Origin of the sequence: Methylosinus trichosporium OB3b (assembly GCF_002752655.1) — a bacterium.
GTDB classification, from domain to species: domain Bacteria; phylum Pseudomonadota; class Alphaproteobacteria; order Rhizobiales; family Beijerinckiaceae; genus Methylosinus; species Methylosinus trichosporium.
Window position 1 is genome coordinate 3,696,598 of the sequence record NZ_CP023737.1, and the last position, 15,803, is coordinate 3,712,400.

The window sequence follows — 15,803 nt, forward strand, 5'->3', positions numbered from 1 at the left end:
CCCGCGCTCGCATCATAGCGGTTCCGAGAAGCGCGCCTCGCGGGGCGCGCTCCTTCGACGCTGCGCGCCGGTTCAGGTCAGATTGCCGACGACGGGCATGAGATAGGCCGAGGACAGCTTCGTCCCGATGACCTTGGTCGCGGAGTAGATCAAAATCGATACGAAGGCGCCGATGGTCGCATATTCGATCGAGGTCGCTCCGATCTCGTCGGCGAGAAATCTACAGAGCGATCTTTGCATGCGCTGAACCTCTCGCCGCGGCGCCGGCCGCGCCCGATGGAAAACGAAGCCTTTCCGGATCGGGCGGGACCGCTGGAAAGCCGTCAACCCGATGATAAGCCTGCCGCCTGTCGAAAGCGTTAATGGCTTTAAAGAGCGGAGTTTTCCGCCGCGCACTTGCGCGCGGGCGGCTTTTCCGCCAATTCACCGGCCGGAACGCAGTTTGCTTCGGCGCCTTCCGCCGGAGGCGTCTCGTTCAAGCCCGCCTTCCGCCCCGGCGGAAGGCCGAAAGATCACCGAGGACCGGGACGCCCCGCGGTCCGATACGAAAGTTGCCGATGGCTCGCGACGTTAACGATTCGACGCCGGTCACGTCGCGAGACGCGCTCGTGGAATGGCTCGAGGCCGGCATCAAGAGCCAGGATGCGCTCGCGGTCGGCACGGAGCACGAGAAAATCCCCTTCTTCGTCCGCTCTCGCGCGCCCGTCCCCTATGATCCGCCCGGCGGCGGCATTCGCGCGCTGCTGGAGGGATTGGGCTCCGCTCTCGGCTGGGCGCCGATCATGGACCGTGACGCGCTGATCGGCCTCTATGACGAGCATGGGGGAGGGGCGGTCTCGCTGGAGCCGGGCGGCCAGTTCGAATTGTCGGGCGCGCCGCTCGCAACCGTCCACGGCACCAAGGCGGAGACCGACGCCCATTTCGCCGCCCTCGAGCCGGTGGCGCAGCGGCTCGGGATCGCCTTCCTCGATCTCGGCGCCAGCCCGAAATGGCGGCGCGACGAGACGCCGGCCATGCCCAAGCAGCGCTATAAGATCATGGCCGCCTATATGCCGAAGGTCGGCGCGCTCGGGCTCGACATGATGTTCCGCACCGCGACGGTGCAGGTCAATCTGGACTTCGTCTCAGAGCGGGACATGGTGGAGAAGCTGCGCGTCGGCCTGGCGCTGCAGCCGATCGTCACCGCGCTGTTCGCCAATTCTCCCTTCATCGACGGAGCGCCGTCCGGCCTTTTGTCGCAGCGCTCGCAAATCTGGCTCGACACCGACGCCGCGCGCACCGGAATGCTGCCCTTCGCCTTCGAGCCGGGCATGGGCTTCGAGCGCTATGTCGACTATGCGCTCGACGTGCCGCTCTATTTCGTCAAGCGCGGCGACCATTATCACGATGTGGCCGGCGCGAGCTTCCGCGACCTGCTCGAAGGCCGGCTCGCCGCTCTGCCGGGCGAGCGCGCCACCATGGCCGACTGGACCAACCATCTCGGAGCGATTTTCCCGGAGGCGCGGCTGAAGCGCTATCTGGAGATGCGCGGGGCGGACGCCGGGCCGCGCTCGCATATCGCCGCGCTGTCGGCGCTGTTCGTCGGCCTGTTCTACGACCGCATCGCTCTCGACGGCGCGCTCGAGCTGATCAAGGGCTGGAGCGCCGAGGAGCGCGAGGCGCTGCGCGCCGACGTTCCGCGTCTGGCTCTGCGCGCGCGCATCGGCGGACGCGAGGCGCGCGACATCGCGCTCGACATGCTGGCGCTGGCGCGCGGCGGCCTCGCCCGCCGGGCGGCGCAAGACGCGCAGGGCCGCGACGAGACCATCTATCTCGCGCCGCTCGAGACGATCGCCGAAACCGGCCGCACCCTGGCGGAGCAGCGCCTCGAGGCGTTTCGCGGGACCTGGCGGGGGTCGGTCGACCCGGCGTTCGAGGAATGTGTGATGTGAAGGGGGCCACCCACTGTAAGAGGAGGCCGCGTGAATTTCCCCAGGCGCCCCTATCTCGGACGTTCAAAAACTCTGCTTGTCGTAGAAGGTGACTCTCCGAGCCGGCGTGGAGTCTTTTAGTGCGCTTTGCGATCGAACGGAATCGTTCGATCGATCAGAATTCGCGCAAACGAAAGAATCTAGAGCGCTAGTCGATCCAATTGGATCAGAAAGCGCTCTAGATCAAGGGCCAGCGCTCATGGCCGGGGTTTCGACAACACGCGTGCGTGTTGGTCCGAGTGGAAGCCGAAACCGGAAAGCCTGCGACGCCCCTGTGGGCGGGGGCCGAGCTGCGGAAGGAGAAAGCGATGAAAGCAGGTCCTATCCGACCGGCGTCTGTCGGGATGTTCCTGACGTGCGTCGGCCTCATAATTCTTTTTCCCGTCATTGGCGCTTGCGCCGAAGAGGCGAAAGCGCTTGCGCCGCAAGTGGCGCTGGCCGAAACCTACAACGCCGTGACCAGGATTTATTTCACGAACACGGCCGCGCACAAGGGCTCATACAGGCCCGGCCTCGTCGAACGACGTTTTAGAGCCGACGTCAAATATTGGCTGAAAGACGCCAAGTATTACGAGCAAGGCGAACTCAGCGTGGGCAACCCGCCCTTGGTGGATTTGGTGCGAAAGCTGGGCAGCGAGAATCTGCCGGCATCGGAACCGACCACGCTTTCTGCGATGGCTTATATGATCGCACGCGGCGTTATGGAGCAGTATCCCATCATGCAACGGATCGAAATTCGCTTGATCCATTTTTCCAAGGGGCTGGAGAGCAAGGACGAGACGGAGGACAATCATGTGGTGAACCTCGTCTTGCAGCGTTGAGTCGAGAAAGCCGCTGCAAGCTCGTTAGAGCGCTTTCCGATCGAACGGAATCGTTCGATCGATCAGAATTCGCTCAAACGAAAGAATTCTAGAGCGCTATCCGATCCAATCGGATCGGATAGCGCTCTAGTTCGATAGGCGCTGCGCTGCTGCTCTTGGCGCGTCGACGCCATTCTGGTCTGCAATCCATTCTTCGAGTTCCAAGCTCCAGCGAGCATTCCGACCAGTCGGCGGAAGGTGTCGGTCTCCGGACCCGAGTTGCCGCCGACTCGTGATCGGTTGACGCAGCCATTCACGGGCAGTTCATGCGCAAACTGCGATGCTTGCCCTGGTCGTCGCCGCGCTACAATGACTTCCGTTGTGGGATGGCGCGAGTCGAGTGACTGCGGAAGGGAATGTTTATGGACAAGAAGACAGCCGGACTTGTCGGCGCAATTTCAGCGCTGCCGCTCGCTGCGACAACGCCGGCGGCCGAGGCGAGAACACTCGGCGAAGTGATGTCGCCCAGTTCCTATACGGAGCTTCTGCAACCGATTCCAAACGCCGCAGCGCTCCTGAAGGAGGCCATGGCGCGAGAGGCTTCGCAGCCCGAGCCGCACATCCAGACGGCGCAATATTACGGCTACGGCGACCCCTATTATGGCGGTTACGGCTACCCCTATCGCCGCCGCTGGCATCACCACCATCACCACCACCACCATCACCACCACCACCACCACCACCATCACGGCTGGGGTCGGGGCGGCGGGGGCTATTACTACGGTCCGCCGCGCTATTATCACCACCACTGGAATGGCGGTTGGTGGTAAAAACGACCAGTCGCGCCTTTCATCGAGGGCCTGGTTGTTACTTCTTCTCCGCAGTCGAACGCGCCGCGCCATAGATGTGGCGATAGGTGCCGTCGAAAACCGTGTCGGTGCTCGACAGCCATCGCGAGGCGGCGCCGAGCGTTTCACGGCTCGCGTAGATGCGTCGCGACTGTAATTCGCGTTCAGCCGCTTCGTCGAAGCTCATAGGCTCCAGTTCGACATCGCTTTCCGCCGGGATCATTGTGAATTGGGCCATCGGCGTGTCTGCCCGGAAGATATGCGTTTGCCCTTCCGTCGGCGACTTGAACACGAGAAAATAGACCATCGGCCACCATTCGCGGATGATCGCCGGCACGGCGATCGGCGCTGTGCCGGTGCTATCTGTATAAAAACTCGGATGCGTCTCGACCTTGATCGAATAACCGGGCTCGGGTTTGAGATCGAGCAGAAGCTGATAGGTGTAATAGCTGGCGCCAAAATCGCGGAAGGGCGGCCAGCTGCGGACGGGATCGGGCGGGGAGCCGAAGTCGCCATCGAGAATCAGTCGACCGTTCTGCGTCGAAACGCGCAGCTCGTTTTTGTAGGGGTAGAAGATTTCGACGCCATATTTGGCGTATTCGGAAAAAGGCACACAGTGCCAAGCATGCTCATGTGAGCCATCTGTGCGCTTCTCCGGCTGGCCGGCCCAGCCGGGAATTTCCATGCGGGTGCGGCGGGGTTTTAGATCGTCGCCGCTCATCCGGAATTTGATCTTGTGCATGACGATTTCCCTGCATTTGGACTCGCCGGGGATTGCGCGGCGCGCTCTGGTCCGAGGAAATTGAGAAAGAGAGCTTTTGCAAGGAGAGCCGCGCCAGAATGGAGTCGTTTATGTTTGGCGCAATGGAGGATCGGCGCGCCGCTCGCTCTCGAGCGCGCGACCTGGTCGAAGCTCTTTTTGAAATCGAGAGGCTTTCGCCACTCAGCGCGGATAGAGCCCGGTCCAGCCCGATGGCGCGCGCACATAGGAATGTCCGACCGGCCGCAGCTCGCTGCGCGCGCCGGCCGTCGCGATCGCGCCGTCGACGCGGACATGGCCGCCGAGGCGCACGCAGGAATTGGAGCCCGCGACGGGCACGAAGCCCTCGCCATAGCGCGCGCAGGGGCTGGGCGCGAGCGAGCCGGTCGTCTGCGCGAAGGCGGCCTGCGGTGCGAGCAGCGCAGCGCCGAGGCACAGTCCGGCGATAAAGCGCGGGACGTCGAGCCCGAGCGGTTCGGCGGTCGAAACTTTCATGCGTCGATTAGCCTCGATAAAATATCGCATCGCAAAGGCGCGGGGAGAGCGTCGGATCGTGCGCCATGGATCGATGTTGCCGGCCGATTGCTTACCAACTCGTTACAATCACGCTCGTGACAAGTACCCGGTGGGGCTCGGCGGTCGCGCTGGACCGTGGCTTCACTAGAGGGGAACATCATGGCGGGATCGTGTCGTCAGCGCCAATCACCGATCGTCGTCTGCACGATCGCCAGCGCCGCGACCGCCGCCGTATCCGCCCGCAGGATGCGCGGCCCGAGCGCGAGGCGCGCGACCTTGCCCGCCGACAGGATCGCTCGGCGCTCCTCCTCGTCGAATCCGCCTTCCGGCCCGATAATCACCGCGATCCCTTCATGCTCGGGCGCCGCACGCAGCGCCGCGACCGGATCGGCGATCTCGGCCGCTTCGTCGCAGAAGACGAGCAGGCGGCTCGCGCAGAGGCCGGCCAAAAAGGCGTCGAGAGAAACCTCCTCGGCGACCTCCGGAACGCCGAGGACGCCGCATTGCTCGGCGGCCTCGATGGCGTTGGCCCGCAGTCGCGTCAGATTGACCCGTCGCGCCTGGGTGCGGCGGGTGATGATCGGGACGAGCCGCGACGCGCCCATTTCGGTCGCCTTCTGAGCCATATAGTCGAGCCGCGCATGTTTGAGCGGGGCGAAGCAATAATGGAGATCGCATGGCGCCGTCTGCTCTCGCGCGCGCGTCGTCGCGACGAGCTCGGCGGAGCGGCGCGTGACCTTCTCGAGCCGCGCCAGCCATTCGCCGTCGCGGCCGTTGAACAGCAGAACGCCGTCGCCCTCGCGCAGGCGCAGTACATTGAGCAGGTAATTGAGGCGATCCCCATCCGGAATCATACGCGCGCCGGCCTCGAGGCGCTCATCGACGAAGAGGCGTTGCGCGGCGAAATCGTAAGAAGGCACTGTCCATCCGGGGGAGGGCGGCGCGCCGCCATCAAGCCGCCGCTTTGGAGGCGACACTGCCCAAAGCTTGCAAGCGGCGCAAGTGTCTTGCTAAAACCTCGGGCCATGAACAAGGGGATCTCGGCAATGATCGCAGGAGGGGGATCGCGCGCACGCCTCGGCGCGCCGGTTTTGGGACTGCTTCTCGCTGTCGCGGGAGCCCAGGCGGCGTCCGCCCAGTCCTGCCAGGAGGATTTTCAGAAGCTGTCCGAGAAGCGCAATGCGCAGATGCTGGCGCTGAACAAGATCGGCAAGGCCGCCAAGGGCAAGATGGACCCGATCGCCGCCTGCCCGGTGGCGCGCCGCCTCGTCGTGATCGAGACCGAGATGTTCGCTTATCTCCAGAAGAACAAGGAGTGGTGCAACATCCCCGAGCAGATGGTGGAAAATTTCAAGCAGCAGCGCGCCAAGACGCAGGGCTTCGCCTCGCAGGCCTGCTCCTTCGCCGCCAAGGCGAAGAAGATGCAGGAGGAGCAGGCCGCCGGAGTGGGTCCGCAGGCGGTGAAGCTGCCGGCCGGCCCGTTGTGAGAGCAGCCGAGAGCGCCGACGAGCGCCTGCCCGACGCGGTCGCGGGACATTTTCTGCTGCGATGGGCGCCGGCGCCGCTGCGGCCCTTCGTCCAGCTGGCGCGGCTCGACCGGCCGATCGGCTGGCAGCTGCTGCTGCTGCCCTGCTGGGAGGGGAGCGCGCTCGCCTCCGCCGCGCTGGGGCGCCCGCTCGACCTCCTGCATCTCATTCTGTTCTTCATCGGCGCGGTGTCCATGCGCGGCGCCGGCTCGACCTATAATGACATCGTCGACCGCGACATCGACGCCAAGGTGGAGCGAACGCGCGGCCGGCCGCTCGCCAGCGGCCGGGCGAGCCTGCGCGCGGCGATCGTCTTTCTCGTCCTGCAATGTCTCGTCGGCCTCGGCGTGCTGCTGTCGTTCAACGGCTTCACCATCGCGCTCGCCTTCGCCTCGCCGCTGATCGTGCTGATCTATCCTTTCGCCAAGCGCATCACCTCCTGGCCGCAGGCGGTGCTGGGCCTCGCCTTCGCTTATGGCGCGCTGCTCGGCTGGACCGCGCAGGCGGGCGCGCTCGGCTGGCCGGCGGTCCTGCTCTATCTGGCGGCGATCCTGTGGACGATCGGCTATGACACGATCTATGCGCTGCAGGACAAGCGCGACGACGTCATCGCCGGCGTGCGTTCGACGGCGCTGCTGTTCGGCGCGCGCGTGCGCCTCGCGGTCGGGACGCTCTACGCCGCCTCGGCGCTCTGCGCTGAGCTTGCCGTGCTGACTGCGCATCTCGGCGTGGCCGCTCACCTGGGCGTGCTCGCTTACACGGCGCATCTTAGCTGGCAGGTCTCGCGCACCGGGCCTAGCGTCGCGCCGGCGACGGCGCTGATGCTGTTTCGCTCCAATAGAGACGCGGGCTTTCTGCTGTTCGCGGGGCTGGCGATCGCAGCGCTGTTATCTCAGGCCAGCGCGTAAATAGCTTTTCTGTGCGCCTCCCGCCTGCTGCGGCTCATTGACTAGGGAACTACGCTTTTACAGTCGGTTGTGATAAGGTTCGCGGAATGAATCTCACGATCTCCCTTACAGCAGGCTTGGCTCGCCGCGCAGGTCGCGGCCGGCGCCTTCCCGACGATGCAAGCGGCGCTGCAACAAGCCCTTGCCGAAAGGATGGCGTTCGGGAGCGCCAGCATTGCGGACGACGATCTGGCGTGGGCGAAGCCGCTCGTCGATGAAGCGCGTGCGTCCGGCGCGCGGCGACATTCATGGCAAGCGCGACATCACGACACGCCTGCTGCGCGGCGCCCGCCTCTGAGCATTCGCGCGCCTTTTAACTGAAGGTCGCGGAGTGAGAACGATGCGTCTGGCGGTCGCCCGCTCACTCGTAACAAATAATCTCCCGCTCATCCTCATGCACCACGCCGGCTCGCGCCGGCTCGCCGATCTTGCGGCGCGCGGAAAAGCGCGGGCGGCGCTGCTGCACGACGATGTTGCGCCGGCGCTCCAGAGCGCCGCGATAGGCCACCTCGCCGATGCGCGGGTCGAGCGTCTCCAGCTCTCCCTCCTCGCGGGCGAGGCGCGGCAGGTCGAGATAAGCGGCCCAATATTTCCAGTCGGCAGAGACGGCGCCGCCGTCGGCGGTCTCGGCCAGCACCACATCGAGATCGGGGTCGCGATGGGCGAGCGACAGGCGATAGGAGGCGCCGCCGTCGCCGCGCGGCTCGACCTCCAGCGCGACGCCGCGATAGGCGCGCACCGGCACGGTGATCATCATCGAGACGCCGGCGAGGCGCCGGGTGATCAGAATGTCGCGGCGGCCGACGCTGACGCGCCGCTCGCCCTCGTCGGCGCGCCGATCGGGCTGGACTCGGAATTGCGGGAGGGCTTCCGCCGCTTTGCCGTGCTCGAACATGTCGTCTCTCCGAAAAGTGAGGCTCTCGTCTCGTTGGACGCATATTGCCCGAGGCCCCTGGCGAAGCTTGCTAACGAGGCTGGTGAATCGGGCGTAAACCATTGCTTTTGAGGTCAAATCGCCGAGATTGGGTGAACGGGTGGCAAATGCGGTCGGTCAAATCGACGACAATTCGCCGCAAAAAGGCGCCTTGCGGGGCGGGCCCGGCTCGCTTAACCAATCGTTCCAATGGCCGATAATCGAACAGACCTCGCGGCGAAGCTGCCGCTGCTCGAAGCCGTTGCGCGGCGAGCGGGGGAGATCGCTCTGGCCTATTTCCGTCCCGGCGCGCGCACCAGCGCCGAGATCACTTATAAGGACGGCGGCTCGCCGGTCACCGAGGCCGATTTCGCCGTCGACCGTTTCCTGTTCGAGGCCGCGCCCGCGCTGTTTCCGGACGCCGGCTGGCTGTCCGAGGAGACGGCTGACAGCGCCGAGCGCCTGTCCCATTCGCGCATCTTCGTCGTCGATCCGATCGACGGAACCTTCGCCTTCTCGCGCGGCGACACGCGCTGGGCGGTGTCGATCGCCCTCATCGAGAACGGGCGTCCCGTTCTCGGCGTCGTTCACGCGCCGGCGATGGAGGCGACCTTCACGGCGGCGGCGGGCGCCGGCGCGCGGCTCAATGGCGCGGCGATCCGGGTCTCGACGCGGCCCTCCCTCGATGGCGCGCGCATCGTCGCGCCGCGCGGGCTCGCCGGCTATTTCGCGCGCTCGCCCCATCATTTCGATCTGCAGACGCGCACGCCCTCGCTGGCCCTGCGCCTCGCCGACATCGCCTCCGGGCGCAACGACCTCGCCATCGCGTCGAAGGATTCACGGGACTGGGACATCGCCGCCGCCGATGTGATAGTCACGGAGGCTGGCGGCGTGCTGTCGGAGCTCGAGGGCGCGCCGCTGCGCTACAATCGTCCGGAGTCGCGGCGCGACATGCTGGTCGCGGCGCCGCAGTCGATCTTTCCCGAGAGCCTCGCTTTGGCGCGAGCCGTTTCGAAAGGCGAAATATGAGCAAATCGGCAGTGGAGGCCGGCGCCGCGCCGGCGCAGCCCCTTCATCTCGTGTTCGGCGGCGAGCTCGCCGATCTGCAGGGCGTCGCCTTTCGCGACCCCGCCAAGCTCGACATCGTCGGCATTTTCTCCGACATCGACGCCGCCGTCGCCGCCTGGAAGGCGAAGGCGCATGCGAGCGTCGACAATGCGCATATGCGCTATTTCGTCGTGCATCTCGACGGTCTTCTCGACCCCGAGGCGAAACGGGCCTGAAGACCGATCGGTCCCGCGCCGCCCCCGCGGCGCGCCGTCGGGTTTTCTTTTCCTGTCTCGGAACATCGATGCCGTTGCTGACGATCTACCGATTGCTGACCATCGGCCTCACGCCCTTCGCCGGCGGCGCGCTCGCTTGGCGGGCGCGGCAAGGCAAGGAGGATCCGGTCCGGCTGAAGGAGCGCGTCGGCGTCGCCAGCGCGGAGCGCCCAGAGGGCCGTCTCGTCTGGCTGCATGGGGCGAGCATCGGCGAGAGCCTCGCCCTGCTGCCGCTGATCGACCGCTTCATCCAGCGCGGCGTCGAGGTGCTGGTGACGACCGGCACGGTCGCCTCGGCAAAGGTGGTGAAGGCGCGCCTGCCCGCCGGGGCGACGCATCAATATGTGCCGCTGGACGCGCCGCGCTTCGTCGAGCGCTTCCTTTGTCATTGGCGGCCCGACATCGTGCTGTTCGCCGAATCCGAGCTGTGGCCGAATATGATCCGCGCCGTCCATGCGCGGCGCATGCCGCTCATCCTCGTCAATGCGACGATCTCCCGCCGCTCGGCCGAGCGCTGGCGCCGTCTGCCGGGCGGGCCGGGACGGCTGCTCGGCAAGATCGATCTCTGCCTCGCCCAGAACGCCGAGAGCGCGGCGCGCTATCTCGGCCTCGGCGCCCCGCGCGTGCGCGTCTGCGGCAATCTCAAATTCGACGTGCCGCCGCCGCCGGCCGGTCCCACGCGGCTCGCCGCCTTCACCGGCGCCATCGGCGCGCGCGCGGTCTGGGCCGCCGTCTCCACGCATGAAGGCGAGGAGAAGATCGCCATAGAGGCGCATCTCGCGCTCGAGCGCGACATTCCTGGCCTTCTCACCATCATCGCGCCGCGCCGGCCCGAGCGCGGCGGCGAGATCGCGGCGCTGGCGCGGGCCGCCGGGCTCCTGGCGACGCAGCGCACGCTGGACGGCGAGCCGCAGCGCCGGACGCAAATCTATGTGGCGGACACGGTCGGCGAATTGGGCCTGCTGCTGCGCACGGCCGGCGTCGTGTTCATGGGCAAGTCGCTGACCGCCGCCGGCGGCCACAGCCCGATCGAGCCGGCCAAGCTCGGCTGCGCGGTGCTGCACGGGCCGCATGTGGAAAATTTCGCCGACATCTACGCCGAGCTGGCGACGGCGCGCGCGGCGGCGCGTGTGATCGACGCCGAGACGCTGGCGCGCGCGCTGCAATATCTGCTGGCCGACCCCTCGCGCATGCGCAAGATGGGCCGCGCCGGCGCCGATGTGGTGGCGCGGCTCGGCGGCGCCTCGCAGAGCATCATGGCGGCGATCGAGCCCTATCTCGCGCAATCGGCGCTGGAGCAGAGATGATCCGCGCGCCCGGCTTCTGGCGGCGCGGTTTCCCCTCTCCGCTGGCGCGCGCGCTCGCCCCGCTCGGGGCCGTCTATGGCGCCGCGGCCGGCGCGCGGCTGGCGCGGCCAGCGCCGCGGGCGGAGCTTCCCGTGATCGTCGTCGGCGGCCTCACTCTCGGCGGCGACGGCAAGACGCCGACCGCGCTCGCGCTGGCGGCGCTGCTGCGCGAGCTCGGCGAGGCTCCGGCTTTTTCCACACGCGGCTATGGGGGAGCGGCCGGCCGACCGCCTTTTCGCGTCGACCCCGAGCGTCACACCGCCGCCGAGGCCGGCGACGAAGCGCTGCTGCTGGCGCGCAGCGCGCCGACCTTCGCTGGCGTCGACCGCCTCGCCGCGGCGCGGGTCGCGCAGGCCGCCGGAGCGAGCGTGCTGATCTTGGACGATGGGCTGCACAGCCGCCGCATCGACGCTGATCTCGCTCTCGTCGTCGTCGACGCCGGCCATGGCGCCGGCAATGGTCTGTGCCCGCCCGCCGGCCCGTTGCGCGCGCCGCTCCTTCGCCAGCTCGCCATCGTCGACGCGGTCGTCGTCATCGGCGCGGGCGCGGCCGGCGACGCCATCGCCGCGCTCGCGCGATCTTCGGGCAAGCCCGTGTTTCGCGCCGCCGTGCGCCCGGACCCCGAGGCCGCGCGCCGCCTCGCGGGCGCGCCGGTTCTCGCCTTCGCCGGGATCGCGCGTCCGGAAAAATTTTTCGCGACGCTGGAGGAGACGGGGGCGCGGCTGGTCGGGCGGCGCGCCTTCCCCGATCATCATCGCTTCTCGCGGCGGGATCTGTTTGCGCTGGACCGGCAGGCGCGCACGCTCGGCGCGCGGCTCGTGACCACGGAGAAGGATGCGGCGCGCTGTCCCGGAGTCGGCTCGGTGCTGCCGATCGTCATTCGCTTCCAGCAGGAGGAGGCGCTGCGCGCGGCGCTCGCCGGCGCGCTCACTGCGGCAGCTTGACGCCGATCCGCGTCAGCTTGGCCTGCGGGCTGCTATAGGGCTCCTGCAGGTCGACATTCCAATAGCGCAGCTCCTCGAGCGGAATGGGCTCGCCGGTGACGGCGCAGCGCACGAAGGCGCCGGCGCGGCGCACGCGGAACTCGCCGTCGCCATACTCGACCTCGGCTTCGCCCGCGGCTTGCGGTTGTCGCTCGAACCTGTTCATTCTCATCCTGCGTCTGGCGCGCGTCAGAAGGCGGCGCGCTGACGAAATAATCGAGGTCATGAGGAATTTTCAATAGGCGCGCGGCGCTTGGCAAGAGGGAAAGCGCAAAAACGCGCGAAAGCGGTGGTCGTCGACCAGAGCCGAGCCGCTTTTCGCCGGACAGGTTCGAGCCCGCGCGGCGCCGTCGGTCCTGCGCGCATCCCCTATTCGCGTCTCAGCGCGTCGATCGGATTCATCGCCGCCGCGCGTTGCGCCGGAAGATAGCCGAACAGAACGCCGATGCCGACGGAGACCAGAAAGGCGGTCAGAAGGCTCGAGGAGGAGAGGACCAGGGGCCATTCGACCACATGCGCCACGATCACGCTCGCCGCGAGGCCGAGGGCGAGGCCGAGCAGTCCGGCGAGGAGGCACAAGGTGACGGCCTCGGCCAGGAACTGCAGCAGAATGTCGCGCTTGCGCGCGCCGATCGCGAGGCGGAGCCCGATCTCCTTGGTGCGCTCCGTGACCGACACCAGCATGATGTTCATGATGCCGACGCCGCCGACGAGGAGGAAGATCGCCGCCGTCGCGCCGAGGAGGCCCGTCAGAATCGACTGCGTCGTGTTCATCATCTGAATGAACTGCGTCGGATCGTTGATCTCCACCTTGTCCTCCTGGGCGCCGCTGAGATGCTTGCGCTCGCGCAAGAGCTCGAGGATCTCCTTCTTCACCATGTAGCGGTCCGCCCCGGCGGCGACCTTCATGTCGATCAGGCTGAGCTGCCGCGCGGTGGTCATTTGCGAGTTGGGGAGATGCGCGCGCGCCGTCGTGATCGGAACGATGATGAAATTGTCCTGATCCTGCCCGCCGACGGAGCCGCGTTTGGCGCGCACGCCGATGATGCGAATCGGCGCGTCGCCCATGCGCACCACACGATCGATAGGCGTCTCGGCGCCGAACAGCTTGCGGGCGACAGTCGCGCCGAGCACCGCGACCTTGGCGCCGGTGCGAACCTCGGCCTCGTCGAAGAAGCGCCCTTCCGCGATCTTGACGCCGAAGACGTCGAGATAGGCGGCGTCGACGCCCCAATATTCGGTGATCCAGCTGGAATTTCCCAGCACGAGGGTGACGTTGCTGTAGACCTCCCGCGAAATATGCCGAACCCCGGCCACGAGCTGGCCGATCGCCTTGGCGTCCTGATCCGTGAGAATAACGGCCGCGCCGCGCCGCAGAGCATTCTCCACCTTCACGGCATGGGCGATCAGCGTGTCCGTGCCGAGCTCGCCGATCTGGCGCTCGATGAGCTTGTCCGCACCCGCATTCGCCGAAGTGATGACGACGAGCCCGCTGACGCCGAGGATGACGCCCACCGCCGTCAGCGCGCTGCGCAGCAGATTGAGGCGAAGCGCGGTGATCGCCTCTCGAAGCAGCGTGCGAGGAGTCATCCGACCGCCTCCGCGCGCGTTCCGCAGCGCTTCTGCCGGCTGTCCTCGACGATGCGGCCGTCGCGAAACCGCAGCAGCCGGTCGCCATAGGCGGCGATATCGGGTTCGTGCGTGATGACGATCAAGGTCAGCCCACGCGCGTTGAGGGAGGAGAGAAGCGTCATGATCTCATGCGAGTTCTGCGTGTCGAGCGCGCCGGTCGGCTCGTCGGCGATGACGATCCTCGGGTCGTTCACCAGGGCGCGGGCGATGGCGACGCGTTGCTGCTGGCCGCCGGAGAGCTGGCTCGGGCGGTGTGTCTGCCGCGCCTCGAGGCCGACCTCGGTCAGTCTCGTGCGCGCCCGCTCGTCCGCCTCGGCGTCGGAGGGCGCCTGCGCCGCATAGACGAGCGGGAGCTTCACATTCTCCAACGCCGTCATTCGCGCCATCAGATTGAACTGCTGGAACACGAAGCCGATGCTCTCGTTCCGCAATCTGGCCAGCTCGTCGCTCGACATCGCCGAGACGGGCCGCCCGGCGATGCGAAGCATGCCGGAGGTCGGCGTGTCGAGCGCTCCCAGCAGATTGGCCAATGTCGATTTGCCCGACCCCGATGCGCCCATGATGGCGACGAATTCTCCCGCGGCGATCGAGAAGTCGACGCCGCGCAGAGCTTGCACTTTTTCTTTCCCGAGGTCGTAGGTCTTGGTCAGCGCGCAGGCCTCGATCATGGGCGCCGCAACCGATCCCGACATTCACTTTCTCCCTTGCGCCGCAGCATCGGCCGTGCGCAGGACGATCATGTCGCCCGGTCGAACCTCGCCATCCAGAATCTCGGTGGTCGCATCGCCCTCGAGTCCGAGCCGCGCCAATTTCGGCAAAATCGCATTGCCGCCGCCGAGAACCCACAGACGCGCATGTCCGTCGACCGGCCCGAGGCCGCCGAGGAGCGCGGCCTCGGGACGAAAGCGGATCGCCTCGTTGCGCACGATCATCACGCCTTCGCGCCGCGCTGTGATGATGCGAACGGTCGCGGTCATATCGGGAAAGAGCCGCATGTCGCGGTTTTGCGCGCGCACGACCACCGTATAGGTCACGACGCCGCTGGTCTTGGCGGCGGCCAGCCGGATCTGGTCCACGACGCCCGCGAAGCTCTCCTCCGGAAAAGCCTCGACGGTGAAGCGCACGTCGTCGCCGCGATGCACGGCGCCGATATCTGCCTCGTCGACCTGCGCCAGCACCTGAATCTGCGAGAGGTCCTGCGCGATCTGAAACAAGATGGGCGTCTGATATTCGGCCGTCACGGTCTGTCCCGGCTGCATGCGCCGGTCGATCACCACGCCGTCGATCGGCGAGCGGATCAATGTGCGGTGAAGATTGATCTCGGCTTGATCGAGCTCGGCCTGGCGCAGCACGACGGTCGCCCGCGCCGAGTCGAGATCGGCGCGCGCGGCGCCGAGCTCGTGCCGTGTCGTGTCGCTCTGCGTCTGCGCCTGATCGAGCTGCTGACGCGAGACGCCGGCCGAGGAGGCGAGCGCCTTGTAGCGCTCGACGTCGCGATCGAGCAGCCCGAGCTGCTTCTGCACCTTCGCCATCGCCGCCTCGCGCCGTGCGACCTCGGCCTTGGCGATCGCCAGATTCGCCGAGGCGGCCTGGACTTTCGCCTCGAAGGGGGCGCGATCGATGACGGCGATGAGATCGCCGCGCTTCACCTGGCTGTTGAAATCGGCCTTCATGTCGATGATCGGACCCGAGAGCTGCGAGCCGACGTCGACCGTCACCAAAGCTTTCACCGTGCCGGAGGCGGTGACGCTGCGCTCGACGAGGCCGCGCCCGAGGGGATGGGTCTGAAATCGGCCGGCGGCGCTCTCATCGGCCGCGAGCCATCGCCACCAGCCGAACACGCCCGCGAAAATAATGGCGAGCGCCAGCGCCGTCCGTGCGGACGCAAAGCTCTGCAATGTGATTTTCATGGTTTATGACTCGCGGATCATCTGTCGCGCGCGGCGCGTTTTCCGTCGAAAGAAGGCTCCGGCGCCCGCGAGGACGACGCTGTGAGCGGGATGGGCTCGATCCGATGTTGAAGTGAAATGATGAAACGCCGCATTTGGATTTCTCCCGAACGCCCGGGAACATGCTGGATCTCGCGTGGCCTGCGATCGACTCCGCCGACGACGGCGAAGATGCGCGTCGCAAGACGCGACGCGATCAGGGTGCTGATAGTAAATTTGATCGAGCATATTCTCCAGGTTGAACGGGAGCGTGCTCGCCTTCGCTCGAGGAGTCAAGCGTCCATGGACGAG

At 66.7% G+C, this 15,803-nt stretch carries 19 protein-coding genes; 10 read left to right on the forward strand and 9 right to left on the reverse strand.

The annotated features are described in order from the left end of the window. Window positions 1-72: 72 nt before the first annotated feature. The gene (locus tag CQW49_RS17595) at window positions 73-240 is read right to left on the reverse strand and encodes a Flp family type IVb pilin (protein ID WP_003608321.1); all 168 of its coding nucleotides are present in this window, start codon (window positions 238-240) and stop codon (window positions 73-75) included. 317 nt (window positions 241-557) lie between these two features. Between CQW49_RS17595 and CQW49_RS17600 the strand changes: the two genes are divergently transcribed. The 3 genes from CQW49_RS17600 (at window position 558) to CQW49_RS17610 (ending at window position 3,600) form a co-directional block, all read left to right on the forward strand. Next, window positions 558-1,931: a glutamate--cysteine ligase gene (locus CQW49_RS17600; RefSeq protein WP_024749550.1), complete on the forward strand. Its 1,374-nt coding sequence runs from the start codon at window positions 558-560 to the stop codon at window positions 1,929-1,931. Between the two features lie 347 nt (window positions 1,932-2,278). Beyond that, window positions 2,279-2,791, forward strand: a complete 513-nt coding sequence (locus CQW49_RS17605) for a hypothetical protein (protein WP_003608318.1) — start codon at window positions 2,279-2,281, stop codon at window positions 2,789-2,791. A 401-nt stretch (window positions 2,792-3,192) separates the two neighbouring features. Beyond that, entirely contained in the window at window positions 3,193-3,600 is a 408-nt protein-coding gene (locus tag CQW49_RS17610; RefSeq protein ID WP_024749548.1) for a hypothetical protein, read from the forward strand. Between the two features lie 37 nt (window positions 3,601-3,637). On the opposite strand, the gene CQW49_RS17615 is transcribed toward CQW49_RS17610, so the two are convergent. The 3 genes from CQW49_RS17615 to CQW49_RS17625 all read right to left on the reverse strand — a co-directional run bounded on the left by CQW49_RS17615 (window position 3,638) and on the right by CQW49_RS17625 (window position 5,814). Beyond that, window positions 3,638-4,360 (reverse strand): hypothetical protein, encoded by a 723-nt coding sequence (locus CQW49_RS17615; protein WP_003608314.1) that lies wholly within the window; start codon window positions 4,358-4,360, stop codon window positions 3,638-3,640. Window positions 4,361-4,561: 201 nt separating this feature from the next. Next, window positions 4,562-4,873: a hypothetical protein gene (locus CQW49_RS17620; RefSeq protein ID WP_003608312.1), complete on the reverse strand. Its 312-nt coding sequence runs from the start codon at window positions 4,871-4,873 to the stop codon at window positions 4,562-4,564. Window positions 4,874-5,070: 197 nt separating this feature from the next. Then, the gene (locus CQW49_RS17625; RefSeq protein WP_003608311.1) at window positions 5,071-5,814 is read right to left on the reverse strand and encodes a 16S rRNA (uracil(1498)-N(3))-methyltransferase; all 744 of its coding nucleotides are present in this window, start codon (window positions 5,812-5,814) and stop codon (window positions 5,071-5,073) included. 126 nt (window positions 5,815-5,940) lie between these two features. On the opposite strand from CQW49_RS17625, the gene CQW49_RS17630 reads away from it, so the two are divergent. The 3 genes from CQW49_RS17630 (at window position 5,941) to CQW49_RS26135 (ending at window position 7,665) form a co-directional block, all read left to right on the forward strand. Continuing rightward, entirely contained in the window at window positions 5,941-6,381 is a 441-nt protein-coding gene (locus tag CQW49_RS17630) for a hypothetical protein (RefSeq protein WP_003608309.1), read from the forward strand. Continuing rightward, window positions 6,378-7,328: a 4-hydroxybenzoate octaprenyltransferase gene (gene ubiA, locus CQW49_RS17635; RefSeq protein WP_003608306.1), complete on the forward strand. Its 951-nt coding sequence runs from the start codon at window positions 6,378-6,380 to the stop codon at window positions 7,326-7,328. Before CQW49_RS17630 ends, ubiA begins: the two co-directional genes overlap by 4 nt. A 214-nt stretch (window positions 7,329-7,542) precedes the next feature. After that, entirely contained in the window at window positions 7,543-7,665 is a 123-nt protein-coding gene (locus CQW49_RS26135; protein ID WP_274541226.1) for a hypothetical protein, read from the forward strand. Between the two features lie 63 nt (window positions 7,666-7,728). Here the strand turns inward: CQW49_RS26135 and CQW49_RS17645 are convergent, their stop codons facing one another. Further along, on the reverse strand, window positions 7,729-8,262 hold the full coding sequence (locus CQW49_RS17645) for a DUF6101 family protein (RefSeq protein ID WP_003608305.1): 534 nt from the start codon (window positions 8,260-8,262) through the stop codon (window positions 7,729-7,731). Between the two features lie 228 nt (window positions 8,263-8,490). On the opposite strand from CQW49_RS17645, the gene CQW49_RS17650 reads away from it, so the two are divergent. The 4 genes from CQW49_RS17650 to lpxK all read left to right on the forward strand — a co-directional run bounded on the left by CQW49_RS17650 (window position 8,491) and on the right by lpxK (window position 11,892). Then, window positions 8,491-9,309 carry a 3'(2'),5'-bisphosphate nucleotidase CysQ gene (locus CQW49_RS17650; protein WP_003608303.1) on the forward strand — a complete coding sequence of 273 codons (819 nt, stop codon included), beginning with the start codon at window positions 8,491-8,493 and terminating at the stop codon, window positions 9,307-9,309. Next, window positions 9,306-9,563 (forward strand): DUF4170 domain-containing protein, encoded by a 258-nt coding sequence (locus CQW49_RS17655; protein ID WP_003608301.1) that lies wholly within the window; start codon window positions 9,306-9,308, stop codon window positions 9,561-9,563. Before CQW49_RS17650 ends, CQW49_RS17655 begins: the two co-directional genes overlap by 4 nt. A 68-nt stretch (window positions 9,564-9,631) precedes the next feature. Next, complete coding sequence (locus CQW49_RS17660; protein ID WP_003608300.1) at window positions 9,632-10,909, forward strand: 3-deoxy-D-manno-octulosonic acid transferase; 1,278 nt, start codon at window positions 9,632-9,634, stop codon at window positions 10,907-10,909. Next, window positions 10,909-11,892 carry a tetraacyldisaccharide 4'-kinase gene (lpxK, locus tag CQW49_RS17665; RefSeq protein ID WP_024749546.1) on the forward strand — a complete coding sequence of 328 codons (984 nt, stop codon included), beginning with the start codon at window positions 10,909-10,911 and terminating at the stop codon, window positions 11,890-11,892. Before CQW49_RS17660 ends, lpxK begins: the two co-directional genes overlap by 1 nt. Here the strand turns inward: lpxK and CQW49_RS17670 are convergent. The 4 genes from CQW49_RS17670 to CQW49_RS17685 form a co-directional block, all read right to left on the reverse strand. Continuing rightward, the gene (locus tag CQW49_RS17670) at window positions 11,876-12,097 is read right to left on the reverse strand and encodes a DUF2093 domain-containing protein (RefSeq protein ID WP_003608296.1); all 222 of its coding nucleotides are present in this window, start codon (window positions 12,095-12,097) and stop codon (window positions 11,876-11,878) included. The genes lpxK and CQW49_RS17670 overlap by 17 nt on opposite strands. A 203-nt stretch (window positions 12,098-12,300) precedes the next feature. Further along, window positions 12,301-13,521 (reverse strand): ABC transporter permease, encoded by a 1,221-nt coding sequence (locus CQW49_RS17675; protein ID WP_003608294.1) that lies wholly within the window; start codon window positions 13,519-13,521, stop codon window positions 12,301-12,303. Further along, window positions 13,518-14,255, reverse strand: coding sequence for an ABC transporter ATP-binding protein (locus CQW49_RS17680; protein WP_003608291.1), 738 nt, complete (start codon window positions 14,253-14,255; stop codon window positions 13,518-13,520). Before CQW49_RS17680 ends, CQW49_RS17675 begins: the two co-directional genes overlap by 4 nt. Next, window positions 14,256-15,473: an efflux RND transporter periplasmic adaptor subunit gene (locus CQW49_RS17685; RefSeq protein WP_003608289.1), complete on the reverse strand. Its 1,218-nt coding sequence runs from the start codon at window positions 15,471-15,473 to the stop codon at window positions 14,256-14,258. Window positions 15,474-15,803 lie beyond the last annotated feature (330 nt).